This is a genomic window from Corynebacterium freneyi (assembly GCF_030408835.1).
Classification (GTDB): domain Bacteria; phylum Actinomycetota; class Actinomycetes; order Mycobacteriales; family Mycobacteriaceae; genus Corynebacterium; species Corynebacterium freneyi.
Map to the genome: position 1 here is coordinate 1,906,828 of NZ_CP047357.1, position 15,493 is coordinate 1,922,320.

The window sequence follows — 15,493 nt, forward strand, 5'->3', positions numbered from 1 at the left end:
GGGTGGTTCAGCCGCTCACGGCATTTGCGCGGGATCCGCGCGGAACCAGACAAGAATATCCCCCCAACCGTCGACCCACGTATCCGGCGGCGTCACGCGCACCTTCTCCATGACGCAACGGGACAGGATCGCGGGCGCGTCGAACCTCCTGAGGATCCCGGCGACCTGCACGGCCATGCCCCTCGGCGACGCGTCGACGTCCACGGTGGGTTCGGCAAATGCGGCCGGATCGGCGCCGTCGTCAAGCAGGAAAGCTTGACGACGATCCGCGTCCTCCCCCTCACCCGCCTCACCGCCCGAGCCGGTTCCGCCGCTCGAGCCGGCGAATTCCGGAAACGCCAAATGCAGGGGCGCGCGGACGCGCAGCCGAAACAACGGCGCGCCATCGCCGCCGACGCCCAGATCCGCCAGCGTCAGGCGCGGCCGCCGCACGGACTCCGCCGCCGCGTCCGCCCCATCCGCTCCGGCAACCGAGGCCCCGGCGGCACCGGCGTCACCGGTCCCCGCCTCCACCACGACCCCCAGCCACGCCGCCACGGATGCCACCGTCGGATCAACCGGACCGGAGGCTCGCAGCCGAACGCCGCCGCCATCGACGACGCGCTGCCACGACCGGCCCCACGTCCACAACGCCTCCAGCAGACGCGCCCGCCGCGCCCGGTCCCCGAACACCGCCGGCATTGACCGATGCCGGTCGACGCGGGGGCTGATCAAATCGAGCATGTCCGACAACTGCGCCGGGCCCTGCAGCCTGCGCAACCACGACAATTGCCGGTCCGCGGTCTCTCCGATGCGCACTCCGGCCGGCGCGCCCTCCGCCGTCGCCTGGGCCTTCGCCCACACCAACAGCCGCTCCAGACCCGCGAAGCCGGTCAGCGCGTCCAACGCCGACGGGTCGGCGTCCATCTCCCGCAGCAGCCCGATCGCCTCCGCCATCGGGTCCGGCCCCGTCTCCGCCCACGTCAGATCCGCGGGCAGGAAATCCTCCGGGGTCCGGTCGCCCGGGGGCCCCGGCACGAGGTACACCGGGTGGCGCGGCGCCTCCGAAAGGGAGGGCATCGTCGGGTGCCCGGTGGCGGCGTCACCGCCCGGCGCGGGTTCGGGGGTCACTCAGACAGGCCCTCCACGCGGCGCTTCAGCGACTTCAGTGCCGTGTCGATGATGCGGTGCTCGGCCTTGCGACGCAGCATGCCCAGCATCGGCACGGCGGTGACGATCTCCAGCTCGTACACCACCTTCACCGCCCCGCCGTCGGCGTCGGACAGCGTGTAGCTTCCCGACTGCGACTTCTGCAGCTGCGACGACAGCAGCGTCCACCGCACGCCGTCGTCCGCCCAGTCGTATTCCAGCTCGAAGACGTCCTTGAGCACGGTCTCCAGCGTGAACTTGGCGCGCTTGGGGCGCAGCGGACGGTCGCCTTCCTCGGTGACCTCCGCAGCGGTGGTGCCGGTGGCCCACTGCGGGTAGGCGGTCACGTCGCCGACGACGTCGAGGATCCGCTCCCGAGGGGCGTTGATCAGGATCTGTCCCTGCGTTCGGTCGCTCATGCCCTCCGAGATTACCCGCGGCGCGCGTCTCCTGCGAGGATCCTGCGCAGGCGGGCACCCATGACCTCCCAGGTCCAGTGCGTGACGACGTGCCGGCGTCCTTCCTCACCCATCTGCCGGGCCCGTTCGGGCTTCGCGCAGATCGCCGTGATCGCCCGCGCCAGGGCCGCGATGTCGCGACCGTCGACGACGACGCCGGTGACGCCGTCGACGACCGTCTCCGGCGCCCCGCCCGACTCACCCGCAATGACCGGCACCCCGCAGGCCTGCGCCTCCAGGTAGACGATGCCCAGGCCCTCCACGTCGAGTCCCCCGCCCCGGGTGCGGGCGGGCATGGCGAAGACGGTCGCGGCGTTGTAGTGGTCCGGCAACTCGTCGAAAGGCACCGAACCGGTGAAGATGATGTGGTCGGCGACTCCCGACGCCGCCGCCCGGGATCGCAGCGTCACCTCGTAGGGTCCGGCCCCGACGATCATCAGGCGGGCGTCGGGAAGCGCCCTGACGACGGCGGGCATGGCCGCGATGAGCGAATCCTGCCCCTTGCGCGCCACCAGCCGGGAAATGCACACGATCAGCGGCTGATCGGCGGCGATGCCGTGACGGGCGCGAATGCGGGCGCCGGCGTCCGGGTCGGGGCGGAAACGCTCGACGTCGACGCCGGAGGGCAGCCGCTCGAACGCCGTGCGCGGACCGAAGGCGGCCGCAAACCGATTGCGCGTGTACCCGGAGATGTACGTCACCACGTCGGAACCGTCGCCGATGATCCGCAGCGCGCGCCGCGACACCGGCAACATGGACCAGCCGACCTCGTGGCCGTGCGTCGTGGAAATGATCCGCCGCGCCCCCGCCCGTCGGCACGCCCGCGCCAACAGGCCCATCGGGGCGGCCGCGCCGAACCACACGACGTCGATGTCCTCCTCGGCGATGATCCGCGCCGCCGCCCGCGCCACATGCGGCAACGGCAGCAAAACCCGATCCCTCAGGCGGTGGACCCGATACGGCAGCACCGCATCATGGTCACGGGTCTCCGCCCCCGGGATCCGCGTCGACGCCAACACCGTCAACGACTCCGGATCAAGCGTGCCGCAGAAATCCCGCAGATACGACTCGATGCCGCCCTGGCGAGGCGGAAAATCGTTGGTGATCAACAGGACGCGACCATGATCGCCACGCGGGTCGTCGTCACGCGGGTCGTCGTCGCGCAACACCCCGTCGTCCTGTCCCGGAACCGTCATCGGCTGCGGACCGCCCGCGGGTCAGTAGCGAACGGCGCCCATGTAGGGGCCGCCCTGTTCGATCGGGACGACCTGCACCGGCACGCCGTAGGTCGACGCGTGGATGATCATGCCGTCGCCCACGTACATGCCCACGTGCGTGATGCCCTCGTAGAAGCCGATGAGGTCACCCGGCTGCAGCTGGTCGCGGCTCACCGGGGTGCCGCCGGCCAACTGCGCCTGCGACGTGCGCGGAATGGACTTGCCCAGCTGCTGATACGCCCAGTACATCAGGCCGGAGCAGTCGAACGCGTCCGGGCCGGCCGCACCCCACGAGTACGGGGACCCGACCTTGGTCATGGCCGCGTCAACCGCGCCGGACGAGCCGAGCAGCGAGGCCAGGCCGTCGACGATCGGGTTGTCCTTGGCGCGCCACGCCGCGAGCTCCTCGGGCGACAGCGAGTCGACGCGCGAACGGACCTCCTGCGCCCGACGCTCCAGCTCGCCGGACTTCTTCTCCAGCTCGCCGCGCTGGTGCTCCAGGGAGCTGAGCTCCACGCCGGCCAGGGCCCGGGACGCCGCGGCACGTGCGAAACCGTCGGCGGCCTCTCGCTGGTGCCTCGACACCTCCGCCAGCGTCGCCTCCCTTTCGCGGGACATGCGGTTGACGTAGGACGACCGGTCCAGGGCGTCCTGGGCATCGCTGGAGCCGATGACCGCCGTGATCGGGTCGACGACGTCACCGCGCATGCGCTGCCGCGCGAAATCGGAAATGTCGCCGCGGTGCTTGTCCAGCTCGCCGCGGGCGGCTTCCGCGACGCGGGTCGCCGTCTCCACGTCGCCCTCCAGCTGCCGGACCAGTTCCTCCTGCTTGACGACGTCACCGTCGAGACGCAGCACGTCCTGGGAGTTTTCCTCGGTCTCGCGGGCCAGCTCCTCCAGCTCGGCGATGATGCCGTCTGCCGTGAGTTCCTGGGCGACGGCGGAGGGCACGATCGCCGCGGACGCGGCGAGAAACGCCACCACGGCGGTGGAGGCGATCACGTTGCGGAGATGATTCCTGCGGTGGCACACGATGCGGGAGGGCCTTTCGAAAACGGGATGCCGGCGCGCGGGGCGGTCGACTGGCGACGTTCGGCGCAGCATCGCAATACATGCCCTGGTCGGGCGGGCATTCTGCAGTGAACTTTAACAACGGTTTGAAGGCCGGTCGAATCACTTCGGCGTGATTCCGAGAACACTCCACCCACCGCGTGACGGGCGATGCCATCTGTGGCGGGAGTGACCATCGGGCGCTTTCGTCGACCCCGATGAAAACCCCGAAAAGCCGTGAGGCGGGGCCCGGGACGAATCCCGTGGCCCCGCCGATCACGGCAGGATGGCGTCGCCGTTAGAAGCGGACGACGGAGTGGACCGGCATGTAGTCGATGCTGGCCTCCTTGACGACGTCACCGGTCTGCGGGGCGTGGATGACGTTGTTGCCGCCGGAGAAGATGCCGACGTGGGTGGCACCCGGGTAGAAGACGATGATGTCGCCGAGCTGCTTGCCGCCCATGCCGACCGACTGGCCGCCATTGGCCTGGGCCTGCGAGGTGCGCGGGATGGACTTGCCGACCTGCTGGTAAGCCCAGGAGGTCAGGCCGGAGCAGTCGAAGCCACCCGGCTGGGCGCCGCCCCACACGTACGGGGTACCGATCTGGGAGCGAGCGGCGTCGACGATCTTCTGACCGGTGGAGACGGCCGGGGCGGCCGCGACGGAACGGCCGGCGATCTCGCCGGCACCCGGGATGGCGTCGATGAGGCCGGTGACGTCCTGGGCGCCCGCGATGTCGAGGGAGCCGACGCCCGGGATGGCGACCGGCGCGGCGGCGGCGGTCGGAGCGGTCAGAGCGGTGATGCCGGCGACGGTGGCGCCGAAGGCGGCGGCGTTGCGGGCGAAGTTGGAACGGCGGTGGTGCTTACCCATGTTGAAAAAACTCCGTGATCTCTTCCAGTTTCATGCCGACCGGGTTAGCTGACGGGTTCGGGAGCAAAGGAAGCTCTCCCTACCCTCCGACTCGCGCCGGTGGGATTCACCCCGGGATGGAGTGGGTCCCCGGCTCGGCGTCCTCGCGGGCGCCGATTAGGCTTGGTTTCCTGCCATGAGCGGCACCTCTGTGAGGGCCCCGCTTCAATGTCTCGGCAAGATTACGAAACGGGAACGGATCTTGTCCAGCCGCCACGCGAAAACTCCGCCGAAATCACTTCGTTACCGAGTTGCACCCCGTTCCGTTATGCACCCGTTATGAAACTTTGGCGAACGGACACCAAAAGCGTCACGCGACGATAAACTGCCAATGACCAGCACCGTTTATGAAAATGTCGGCATTGCGTCACAGGCCAACGATCGACAACGACGCCACCGAACTCATAACAATGTGAATTGCATCACTTTTTAGAGTTCCACCGTTGACGAGGGCACAACTTTCACACGCGCCACAGCGTCGTGACCACGACCTGCAGCATGCGCAGCCACCATGCGGAGAGCCCACGGCGGCGCAGCTCGCGGAGCCACCATGAGGAAAGCCCATGGCCCCGCAGCATGCGGAGCAGTCTCCGCCGGAGCGATCCGCACCCCCACCTACAATCGACCGGGTGACCGATTCCGATCCCGCCCAGCTATCCTTCGCCGACGCCGCCCACGGCAGCGGCGACGGGGGCGACTCCGGCGAAGGGCGCATTCCCGACGACCTGGGTTTGGGTGACACGACCTTCGTCGTCGTCGACTTGGAGACCACGGGCATGCGGCCCGGTGACGACCACATCATCGAAATCGGCGCGGTGCGGGTGCGCGGCGGAGTCGAGGAAGGCCGTTTCAGCGAACTGATCGATCCCGGAATGCCCCTGCCTTCCTTCATCTCGGATCTCACGGGCATCACGGATTCGGATCTCGACGGCGCACCCCAGTTGGGTTCGGCGCTCCCCCGCTTCCTCGATTTCGCCCGCGGCGCAGTATGGGTCGCCCACAACGCACCCTTCGACATCGGGTTCCTCCGGGCGTCCTGCCGCCAATTGGGGTTGCCGTGGCCCGCACCGACCGTCGTGGACACGCTGCAGTTGGCCCGTCGGCTGCTCGACCGGAATCGCACCGGAAGCTTCCGGCTCGGCGATCTGGCCCGGTACGTCGGGGCCGAAGTCACGCCGAACCACCGGGCACTCGACGATGCGGCGGCGACGGTCACCGTCCTTCATCACCTCATCGAACGCTTGGCAGGCCATTCCGTCGACACCGTCGGCGAGCTCGAACACTTTTCGCCGGACGTCGATCCGGCCCTCAGGGAGAAGAAGGCGCTCATCGCCGACGCGCCGCATGCGCCGGGCGTCTACGTTTTCCGGGGTTCCGCGGGCGATCCCTTATATATAGGAACGGCGGTCGATCTCCGCCGTAGGCTTCTCCAGTACTTCACCGGCGCCGACCCCCGTCGCCGGATGAGGGAAATGGTGATGCTCGCCGAGTCGGTCGACCTCGCCGAGTGCGCGCATGGAATGGAGGCGGAGGTGCGCGAGGCCCGGATGCTCGCCGCGACGCGTCCCCCTTATAACAGACAGCGCAAGGAACCGGGGCGCGGCTGGTACCTCAATCCCCCGACCGCGAAAGCGGGCCCGAAAGTGTCGCGCGTCGCCGCGCACGATGACGCCATCGGCCCGTTCCGCACGCGCAATGCCGCGCAGGCCGCGAAGGAGGCGTTGAAACTCGACGCCGGTTCCTTCCCCGTCGTCGCCGACGAGCTCCGGGCGGGCGGCGGCGACCTCATCGAGCGTCTCGTCGACGATGTCACCGCGGCCGCCGACGCCGGGCGCTACCGCAGGGCGGCGTTTCTGCGGGACATCACCGCGGATCTGATCATCGCCCTCGACGCGCAACAGAAGCTCGGCGCACTCGCCGCCGTCCCCCAGCTGCAGGCGGCATTTCCCGACGGTCGCGGCGGCTGGAATCTCGCCGTCGTCCGGCATGGACGTCTCGCGGCGGCGGGCCGATCGCCCCGTGGCGCGAATGCCGCGCACATCGCCGCCCTGTTGGCCGAATCGGCCGAGACCGTCATCCCCGGCGACGGCCCCTTCCTCGGCGCCAATCCGCATGAACTGCGGGTCGTGCACAATTGGTTGCTTCGCGACGACGTGCGCATCGGACCCAACGACGCCCCCTGGGTGTCACCGGCGCGGGGCGTGGGCCGATGGCGACAGTGGGCGACGGCCGCCGTCGAGGCCCGGAAGAGCTGATCGCGCCGATCAGCGCCCGGTGACCGCGGCGATGACCTCGGCGCACCGACCCGAGTCGAGGGTCTCGCGCGCAGTCTCGAGGGCGCGCGCCATCGCGGACTTCAGGTCACCGCCCTCGAGCCCCCGGGCCGCGACGATCGCGCCGGCCGAGTTGAGCAGCACGGCATCGCGGATCGGTCCCCGCAACTCCCCGTTCCACACCTTCCGGGCGACCTCCGCGTTGTAGGCCGGGTCGCCGCCGCGCAGGGAATCCGCCGGAGCGTAATCCATGCCGTAGTCACGCGGGTCGATGACGTCCTCGACGACCTTGCCGTCGTCCACCACGAACACGCGGGTGGGGCCAGTGACGGTGATCTCGTCGAGGCCGTCCGAACCGCGGACGACGAGGACGCGCTGACCGCGACGGGCGAAGGCGCCGGCCATCGTCTCCATCTGATTCTCGAAGGCGCACCCGATCAGGCTGCACGACGGCTGCGCCGGGTTGGTCAGCGGACCGAGGAGATTGAAAAGGGTGGGCACCGCGAGCTGGGAGCGGACCGGGCCCGCGTACCTCATCGCCGGGTGGTACGTCGCGGCGAAGAGGAAACGGAGAGTGAAGTCCGGGTGTTCCGGCGACGCCACGTTGCCGTCGGCGATGTCGACGCCCAACGCCTCGAGCATGTCCGCGCCACCCGACTTCGACGACGCGGCGCGGTTGCCGTGCTTGAGCACCGGAATGCCCGACGCCGCGACGATGACCGACGACATCGTCGAAATGTTGACCGTGTGGGCTCCGTCTCCGCCGGTGCCGACGATGTCCACGGCACCCGAAGCATCCGGGATGCAGGCGTCGGCCGCGTGCGACAGCATGGCGGTGGCGGCGGCGTCGAGCTCGGCGGCCGTGATGCCCTTGGCGAAGATGCCGAAAGCGAAAGCCGCAACCTGCGCGTCGACGGCCTGCCCCGTCATGATCTGATCCATCGCGAACCGAACGCCCTCCGTCGGCACCTCACGGCGGGCCCCGATGAGCCCCAGGACCTGACGCCAGTTCGCCTGATTCGTGCTCGTGGTCGGCTGGGTCATCGGTGGCTCCTTCTTCCTCGCGAAGCGACGGGACCGATCGTCCCCTGGGCGGGGATCGAATCCGCCCGTCGGCGAACGTACCTTACTTATACGGGGCATGCTCATGCGGGGCATGTCCTTCGACCGGGGACGAACCTCGTCCCCATGCGAGCCACGGCCTCCAATCGGGGGCGGGCCTCGTCCGGTAAATGGTACGGCCCGCAGCTCGACTCCGCCCCACGGGGGCACGATTGCCCCCGCATCACCATTGCATCGATCCCCGGGCCCGCATCCGCTAATATGGGCCCATCGGCACGTCCGGCTCATCGAAGCCTCAGGATGCGCACAGGCCCTGGATCCCCGCGGGGGCGCGGACCACGGAGCCTCGGGCAACGAGCCCGAATGGGGGAAGACGGCATCGTCGTAAAGCAACGCAAGAAGTTCCCGACGACCGGAAAAATTAGTGAAACTCTCAGGGACGAAAAACAGCGACCTGGGGTTTTGCAAAAAACTTTCCCAAAACGGGGGTTGCAACGTGACTCTTCCTTAAGAACAGGCCATACTGTCAAGCGTGACGAGCGCAGTTGAAAACACAGGTATGACAGCACCACGTCGTGCCGCGACACTGAACCGACCGAACATGGTCAGTGTCGGCACGATCGTGTTCCTGTCTCAGGAATTGATGTTCTTCGCCGGGCTGTTCGCGATGTACTTCGTGTCTCGCGCCAACGGCCAGGGCGATTCGTGGGATTGGGGAACCGGCCACCTCAACGTCCCGTACGCACTTACGATCACCGTGATCCTGGTGTCGTCTTCGTTCACTGCCCAGTGGGGCGTGTTCGCGGCCGAGCGGGGCGACGTGTTCGCCCTGCGCAGGTGGTATGCCCTTTCGACGCTGCTGGGTTCGATCTTCCTGATCGGCCAGGCGTACGAGTACGTCACCCTGGTCGGCCACGGCCTGACCATCCAGAACTCCGTCTACGGTTCGGTCTTCTTCATCACCACCGGCTTCCACGCCGCTCACGTCCTCGCGGGCGTGATCGCATTCGTCGTGGTGCTGATCCGTACCTTCAAGTCGAAGTTCACCCCGGCCCAGGCGACGGCAGCCATCGTGGTGTCCTACTACTGGCACTTCGTCGACGTCGTGTGGATCGGCCTGTTCATCACCATCTACTTCATCCAGTAGGCCGTAACGGCCGTCACCCCCGGTGCGGCCTACTACAGCCATCCACTTTCCACGCACAACAAAGGGAAAAAGATGGAAAACCATAACCCCGCAGCAGAGGACCGCACGTCCTCCGCGGCGGCCGGTCGAAAGGCCAAGGGCCGCCGCAAGATGCGCCGCACCGCCTCCGGTGTCATGGCGCTGGCCCTCGCCCTCACGGGCGCGGGCTTCCTGGCCAACGCCGTGACCCCCGACGCTCAGGTCGCCACCGCCCAGCAGGACGAGGCCGCCCTGATCCAGCAGGGCAAGGAGATCTACGACGTCGCGTGCATCACCTGCCACGGCGCCAACCTCCAGGGCGTCAAGGACCGCGGCAAGTCCCTCGTCGGCGTCGGCGAAGGCGCGGTGTACTTCCAGGTGCACTCCGGCCGCATGCCGATGCTCCGCAACGAGGCGCAGGCCGCCCGCAAGACCCCCCGCTACTCCGAGGAGCAGACCCTCGCCCTCGCCGCCTACGTGCAGTCGCACGGCGGTGGCGCCGGCATCGTCCGCGACGAGAACGGCGACATCGCCATGGACTCCCTCCGCGGCAAGAACGCCGGACCCAACGGCGAGATCGACCCCCTCGACGTCGCCCGCGGTTCCGAGCTCTTCCGCCTGAACTGCGCGTCCTGCCACAACTTCACCGGTCGTGGCGGCGCCCTGTCCGGCGGCAAGTACGCCCCGGTCCTGGACCCTGCCAACGAGCAGGAGCTGTACCAGGCCATGCTCACCGGCCCGCAGAACATGCCGAAGTTCTCCGATCGCCAGCTCACCGCTGACGAGAAGAAGGACATCATCGCCTACATCAAGCACTCGGCGGAGACCCCCGGCCCGTCCGGCTACCCGCTCGGCGGCCTCGGCCCCGTGACCGAGGGCCTGTTCATGTGGATTGCCGGCATCGTCGCCCTCGTGGCGGCCGCACTCTGGATTGGATCCCGACAGTGACCGACAACGTGAAGAAGAACTACAGCTCCGAAGAGCTGTCGAAGATGAGCAACGACGAGCTCGCCCGCCTGGGCACCGAGCTCGACGACGTGACCATCGCCTACCGCAAGGAGCGCTTCCCCATCGCCGGTGACCCGGCCGAGAAGCGCGCCGCCGCCGGCGTCATTTTCTGGCTGGCCCTCGCGGTGGTCCTTGGTCTGGCGTTCATCGCCGTGTACCTGTTCTGGCCGTGGGAGTACCGCGGCCACGGCGACGACGGTCTGTGGATCTACACCCTGTACACCCCGATGCTGGGCATCACCATCGGTGGTTCCATCCTCTCCCTGGGCGTCGGCGCGGTGAAGTACACCAAGCGCTTCGTGCCGGAGGAGATCTCGGTCCAGCGTCGCCACGACGGCCCGTCCTCCGAGACGGACCAGAAGACCATCGTCGCTCTGCTGAACGACTCCTGGGAGACGTCGACCCTGGGTCGCCGCTCCGCCATCAAGGGCCTGCTCGGCACCGGTGCGGTTCTCGCCGGCATCGGAATGATCCTGCCGCTGGGCGGCATGATCAAGAACCCGTGGAAGCCCCGCCACGAGATGGACATCACCGGCGACGGCACGCTCTGGACCACGGGCTGGACCCTGGTCGAGAAGGGCGAGAAGGTCTACCTGGGCCGCGACACCGGCGCCATCGCCGAGGAGGGAAGCCACGGCTTCTCCTTCACCGGCGTGTCCCGCCTGGTGCGCATGCGCCCCGAGGACCTGTCCGCCGGTGCGATGGAGACCGTCTTCCCCCTGCTGGAGGAGGACGTCAACGACGGTGACAAGTACTCGCCGGACGCCGAGGTTTACGAGGCTCACATGCACTCGATCCACGGCTCGCGCAACGCCGTGATGCTCATCCGCCTGCGTTCGCAGGACGCCGCCCGCGCCACCCTGCGCGCCGGCCAGGAGGACTTCCACTACGGCGACTACTTCGCCTACTCCAAGATCTGCACCCACATCGGTTGCCCGACCTCGCTGTACGAGGCCCAGACCAACCGAATCCTGTGCCCGTGCCACCAGTCGCAGTTCGATGCCCTGCAGTACGGCAAGCCGGTGTTCGGCCCCGCCGCCCGCGCCCTGCCTGAGCTGCCCATCGACGTCGACGAGGACGGCTACCTCTACGCCAACGGCAACTTCATTGAGCCCGTCGGCCCGGCCTTCTGGGAGCGTCAGTCATGAGCAACTCCAATAACCGCCTCGCCACGATGGCGCGCAACATGGACGACCGCTACACCATGTCGTCCGGCCTTCGTCGCCAGATCAACAAGGTCTTCCCCACGCACTGGTCCTTCATGCTGGGCGAGATCGCGCTGTACAGCTTCATCGTTCTGCTGCTGTCCGGCGTCTACCTGACCCTCTTCTTCGATCCGTCGATGTCGAAGGTCATCTACGACGGCGCCTACGCGCCGCTCAACGGCGTGGAGATGTCCCGCGCCTACGAGACCGCCCTGCAGATCTCCTTCGAGGTCCGCGGTGGTCTGTTCATCCGCCAGGTCCACCACTGGGCCGCGCTGCTGTTCGCCATCTCGATCATGGCGCACATGTTCCGCATCTTCTTCACCGGCGCGTTCCGCAAGCCGCGTGAGGCGAACTGGGTCATCGGCTGCATCCTGCTGCTGCTGTCCATCGCCGAGGGCTTCATGGGCTACTCGCTGCCGGACGACCTGCTCTCCGGCGTCGGCCTGCGAATCATGTCGGCCATCGTCATCGGTCTGCCGGTCATCGGCACCTGGATGCACTGGATGATGTTCAACGGCGACTTCCCGGGCGACATCATCATCCCGCGCCTGTACATCGCCCACGTGCTGATCCTCCCGGCCCTGCTGCTCGGCCTCATCGCCGCGCACCTGGCGCTGGTCTGGTACCAGAAGCACACCCAGTTCCCCGGCCCCGGCCGCACCGAGAACAACGTCGTCGGTGTCCGCATCATGCCGGTCTTCGCCGTCAAGGCGATGACCTTCGGCCTGATCAACGTCGGCTTCCTGGCCTTCCTGGCCGGCACCTTCCAGATCAACGGCATCTGGAACATCGGCCCGTACAACCCGTCGCAGGTTTCCGCCGGTTCGCAGCCCGACATCTACATGCTGTGGACTGACGGCGCGGCCCGAGTCATGCCGGCGTGGGAGCTCTACATCGGCTCCTACACCATCCCGTCCGTCGTGTGGGTGGCCCTGCTGCTCGGCCTGCTGGTCGTGCTGCTGTTCGCCTACCCGTTCATCGAGGCGAAGATGACCGGCGACACCGCGCACCACAACCTGCTGCAGCGTCCGCGCGACGTGCCGGTTCGCTCCGGCATCGGCGCGATGGCCCTGGTCTTCTACACCCTGCTGACCCTGTCGGGCGGTAACGACCTGATCGCCTACCACTTCCAGATCTCGCTGAACGCGATGACCTGGGTTGGCCGCATCGGTCTGATCCTGCTTCCGCCGATCGCGTACTTCGTCACGTACCGCATCTGCATCGGTCTGCAGCGTTCCGACCAGGCGGTGCTGGAGCACGGCATCGAGACCGGCGTCATCGAGCAGCTGCCGTCCGGCGCCTTCATCGAGGTGCACCAGCCGCTGGGCCCGGTCGACGAGCACGGCCACCCGATCCCGCTCGAGTACCAGGGTGCATACGTCCCGAAGACGATGAACCAGCTCGGCGCCGCCGGTGCCCCCGGCCGCGGTGGTTGGTTCTCCCCCGACCCGCAGGACATCGCCGACGAGGCGAACCGCATCGAGGAAGAGAACCACCGCGAGCAGGCCCAGATGCTGCGCGACCTCGAGGCCCGCAACGCCGAAGAGCGTCGCGAACTCGACAAGTAAGGCGCGGCGCCTCAACTGCGCTCCACGAACCGCCCCGGCGGCGAGATGAAATTCTCGCCGGCGGGGCGGTTCCGCATTTCCCGGGCCCCTCAGGGCCTCGCCACATCACGGGCTCACCGCCTCGCCGCCTCGCCACCTCGCCGCATCACCGGCGCACCACCTCGCCGCTATTCAGGAAACTCTCAGTTGCGTAGGCTGGACACATGAACATCTGACGCCTCCGGTCGCCCCGCCGTCGTCGTCAAGCAATCCCCTCCCGGAGGAGTTCGCGCCGACGCCGAGCCAACCGCGGCGACCACTCCCCTCCCCCACCCGCTCCCAGTCCCGCAGGAGGCGCCGCAATGGCCGAATCTCCCCTTCCCTTCATCGACGGCTCCGCCACGCAGCTCGTGGCCAACGGCGTCCACTACGACTACGAGGGCACGCCCGTGCTCAGCGACATCAACATGACGCTTTCCGCGGGTGACGTGCTGGGCCTCGTCGGCGACAACGGGGCGGGCAAGTCGACGTTGCTGTGGTTGCTGTCGGGCCGCCGCAAGCCGACCCGCGGCAGCGTCACCCACGTGGGCACGCGCGTGTTGGGTTCGCAGGAGTTGGAGGCGCCGTTCGAGGCGACGGGCCGCATGCTCGTCGACGAGGCGCTCGGGCCGTCGAAACGGCGCTTGCAGGCCCTGGAGGACGCGGCGGAGGCGATGGCCGCCGCCGAGACCCCGGACGCGGCGGAGGCGGCCGAAAAGGCCTATTCCACGCTGTTTTCGGACGTCATGGCCCACGACGACTGGAACGCCGAGCACCACGCGGAGGTCGTCCTCGACTACCTGGGCCTGTCGGGCGACGGCCCGGAGGGCCCGCTGCTCGACCAGAAGTCGGTCGAGTTGTCGGGCGGCCAGCGCGCGCGGCTGGGACTGGCGCTGACGCTGATCCGCAAGCCGGAGATTCTGCTTCTCGACGAGCCCACCAACCACCTCGACGACCGTGGCCGCGAGTTGGTCATCGACACCATCAACGGCCATCCCGGCGTCGTCGTCGTGGCCACCCACGACCGCGATTTCCTCGACGCGGTGTGCACCGTCATCGGCGACCTGGTGCCGGGCCGCGAGGGCATCGGCATGTTCCGCGGCAACTACACCGACTACGACAAGCACCGCCGCCACGAACGCCAGCTGTGGGAGCACCAGTGGCGCAGCGAACAGCACGAGAAGGCGCGGCTGGAGAAGACCATCGACACCGCCAACGCGGACGCCGGGCCCGTGCGTGCGAAGCGCGACAACGAAAAGATGGGCTACGACCACGCCGGCGGCCGCGCCGATCGTCAGGTCGCCCGCCGCATCCGTTCGGCCCGCCAGCGTCTGGAGGAGCTCGAGGAGGACGGCGTGTCCAAGCCGCCGGCCCTGCTCGGCTTCGATGCCCCGCTGACCAAGCCGCTGTCCACGAAGCGCGCCCCTGCCGGCAGCGACGAGGATTTCCACGTCAAACTGCGTGGCGTCGTCGTGCCGGAGCGCATTCACGTCGGTTCGCTGACGATCCGCCCCGGCGACACGGTGGTGGTCACGGGACCGAATGGTGCGGGCAAGTCGACGTTGCTGAAGGTGATGCTCGGGCGGGTCGCGCCGGCGTCCGGCGAGATGCGCATCGGCCAGGAAGCGCGCATCGCCATGCTCGCGCAGGAGCAGGATTGGGCGGATCCATCGCGCAGCCCGAATCAGCTTTACGACGACAACCCGTCCCCCGCCGTCACTCTCGAGGATCTGGGTCTGCTCACCGCCCGCGACGCGAAGCGTCCCGTGGGTGATTTGTCGGTGGGGCAGCAGCGTCGCGTGGCGTTGGCGCTCGTCGTCGCCGATCCGCCGGACATTTTGCTTCTCGACGAGCCCACCAACCACCTGTCCGTCGACCTCATCGAAGAGGTGCAGGACGCCATCGCAGAGGCGGAGGGCACGATCATCGTGGTGACGCACGACCGCCGCATGGTCGACCGGCTCGAGGCCCGCCACCTGGTCGTCGAGGAAGGCGAGGTCACCGAGCTTCCGAAGGGAAAGAAACCCGTCGAGTTCGCCTGACGGATTCCTTCTCCCACGACGAAGCGGGTCTCGTCACCTCGCGGCGGCGGTGCGGATCACGCTGATCGCGGCCTCGGGGTCGTCGGCCTACATTCGGACCTCCGTGAGTGCTTGTGCAGGCTTGGGGCGCCACGGCGACCATGTGGGAGGCCGAGCCACTGCGGTCTCCCCATCGTCGTTCAGGACGATGCGGACGTTGCTCCCCTGTCCGTTCGTCAGCTCGAGCACGCCGTCGGTCAGCGCGTGCTGCTCGGCCGAATAGTCACGGACAAGCGCCACCGACGAAACCGGCTCATCCGGATCTGGAGTGCGTAATTAGCGGGAAGTGATATGTCGGGGTGGCACAACATGTAGGGGCCCTGGCCGGTACAAGATGAGAGTTA

12 protein-coding genes and 1 riboswitch are annotated in these 15,493 nt (G+C 68.1%); of the genes, 6 read left to right on the forward strand and 6 right to left on the reverse strand.

Annotation, left to right across the window (positions count from 1 at the left end; all coding sequences use genetic code 11):
- Positions 1–15 precede the first annotated feature (15 nt).
- From CFREN_RS08475 to CFREN_RS08495, 5 genes are all read right to left on the reverse strand, one after another.
- On the reverse strand, positions 16–1,110 hold the full coding sequence (locus CFREN_RS08475) for a hypothetical protein (RefSeq protein WP_209652564.1): 1,095 nt from the start codon (positions 1,108–1,110) through the stop codon (positions 16–18).
- The gene (locus CFREN_RS08480) at positions 1,107–1,547 is read right to left on the reverse strand and encodes an SRPBCC family protein (protein WP_070519030.1); all 441 of its coding nucleotides are present in this window, start codon (positions 1,545–1,547) and stop codon (positions 1,107–1,109) included. Before CFREN_RS08480 ends, CFREN_RS08475 begins: the two co-directional genes overlap by 4 nt.
- An 11-nt stretch (positions 1,548–1,558) precedes the next feature.
- Complete coding sequence (locus tag CFREN_RS08485; protein WP_209652562.1) at positions 1,559–2,782, reverse strand: glycosyltransferase family 4 protein; 1,224 nt, start codon at positions 2,780–2,782, stop codon at positions 1,559–1,561.
- 21 nt (positions 2,783–2,803) lie between these two features.
- Positions 2,804–3,835 (reverse strand): NlpC/P60 family protein, encoded by a 1,032-nt coding sequence (locus tag CFREN_RS08490; protein WP_425321484.1) that lies wholly within the window; start codon positions 3,833–3,835, stop codon positions 2,804–2,806.
- Positions 3,836–4,151: 316 nt separating this feature from the next.
- Complete coding sequence (locus CFREN_RS08495) at positions 4,152–4,727, reverse strand: C40 family peptidase (protein ID WP_209652558.1); 576 nt, start codon at positions 4,725–4,727, stop codon at positions 4,152–4,154.
- Between the two features lie 17 nt (positions 4,728–4,744).
- A riboswitch (cyclic di-AMP (ydaO/yuaA leader) is annotated at positions 4,745–4,900 on the reverse strand.
- A gap of 495 nt (positions 4,901–5,395) precedes the next feature.
- On the opposite strand from CFREN_RS08495, the gene CFREN_RS08500 reads away from it, so the two are divergent.
- Complete coding sequence (locus tag CFREN_RS08500; RefSeq protein WP_246580212.1) at positions 5,396–7,021, forward strand: DEDD exonuclease domain-containing protein; 1,626 nt, start codon at positions 5,396–5,398, stop codon at positions 7,019–7,021.
- 9 nt (positions 7,022–7,030) lie between these two features.
- Here the strand turns inward: CFREN_RS08500 and trpD are convergent, their stop codons facing one another.
- Positions 7,031–8,083 carry an anthranilate phosphoribosyltransferase gene (gene trpD, locus CFREN_RS08505; protein WP_209652554.1) on the reverse strand — a complete coding sequence of 351 codons (1,053 nt, stop codon included), beginning with the start codon at positions 8,081–8,083 and terminating at the stop codon, positions 7,031–7,033.
- A 550-nt stretch (positions 8,084–8,633) separates the two neighbouring features.
- Here trpD and ctaE point away from each other — a divergent pair.
- From ctaE to CFREN_RS08530, 5 genes are all read left to right on the forward strand, one after another.
- Positions 8,634–9,248: an aa3-type cytochrome oxidase subunit III gene (gene ctaE, locus CFREN_RS08510; protein WP_141742891.1), complete on the forward strand. Its 615-nt coding sequence runs from the start codon at positions 8,634–8,636 to the stop codon at positions 9,246–9,248.
- Between the two features lie 150 nt (positions 9,249–9,398).
- The gene (qcrC, locus tag CFREN_RS08515; RefSeq protein WP_371327295.1) at positions 9,399–10,214 is read left to right on the forward strand and encodes a cytochrome bc1 complex diheme cytochrome c subunit; all 816 of its coding nucleotides are present in this window, start codon (positions 9,399–9,401) and stop codon (positions 10,212–10,214) included.
- Positions 10,211–11,422, forward strand: a complete 1,212-nt coding sequence (gene qcrA, locus CFREN_RS08520) for a cytochrome bc1 complex Rieske iron-sulfur subunit (protein WP_070519022.1) — start codon at positions 10,211–10,213, stop codon at positions 11,420–11,422. The genes qcrC and qcrA overlap by 4 nt, the downstream gene beginning before the upstream one ends.
- The gene (gene qcrB / locus CFREN_RS08525) at positions 11,419–13,050 is read left to right on the forward strand and encodes a cytochrome bc1 complex cytochrome b subunit (RefSeq protein WP_209652551.1); all 1,632 of its coding nucleotides are present in this window, start codon (positions 11,419–11,421) and stop codon (positions 13,048–13,050) included. The genes qcrA and qcrB overlap by 4 nt, the downstream gene beginning before the upstream one ends.
- Positions 13,051–13,391: 341 nt before the next feature.
- Complete coding sequence (locus tag CFREN_RS08530) at positions 13,392–15,110, forward strand: ABC-F family ATP-binding cassette domain-containing protein (protein ID WP_217124657.1); 1,719 nt, start codon at positions 13,392–13,394, stop codon at positions 15,108–15,110.
- Positions 15,111–15,493 lie beyond the last annotated feature (383 nt).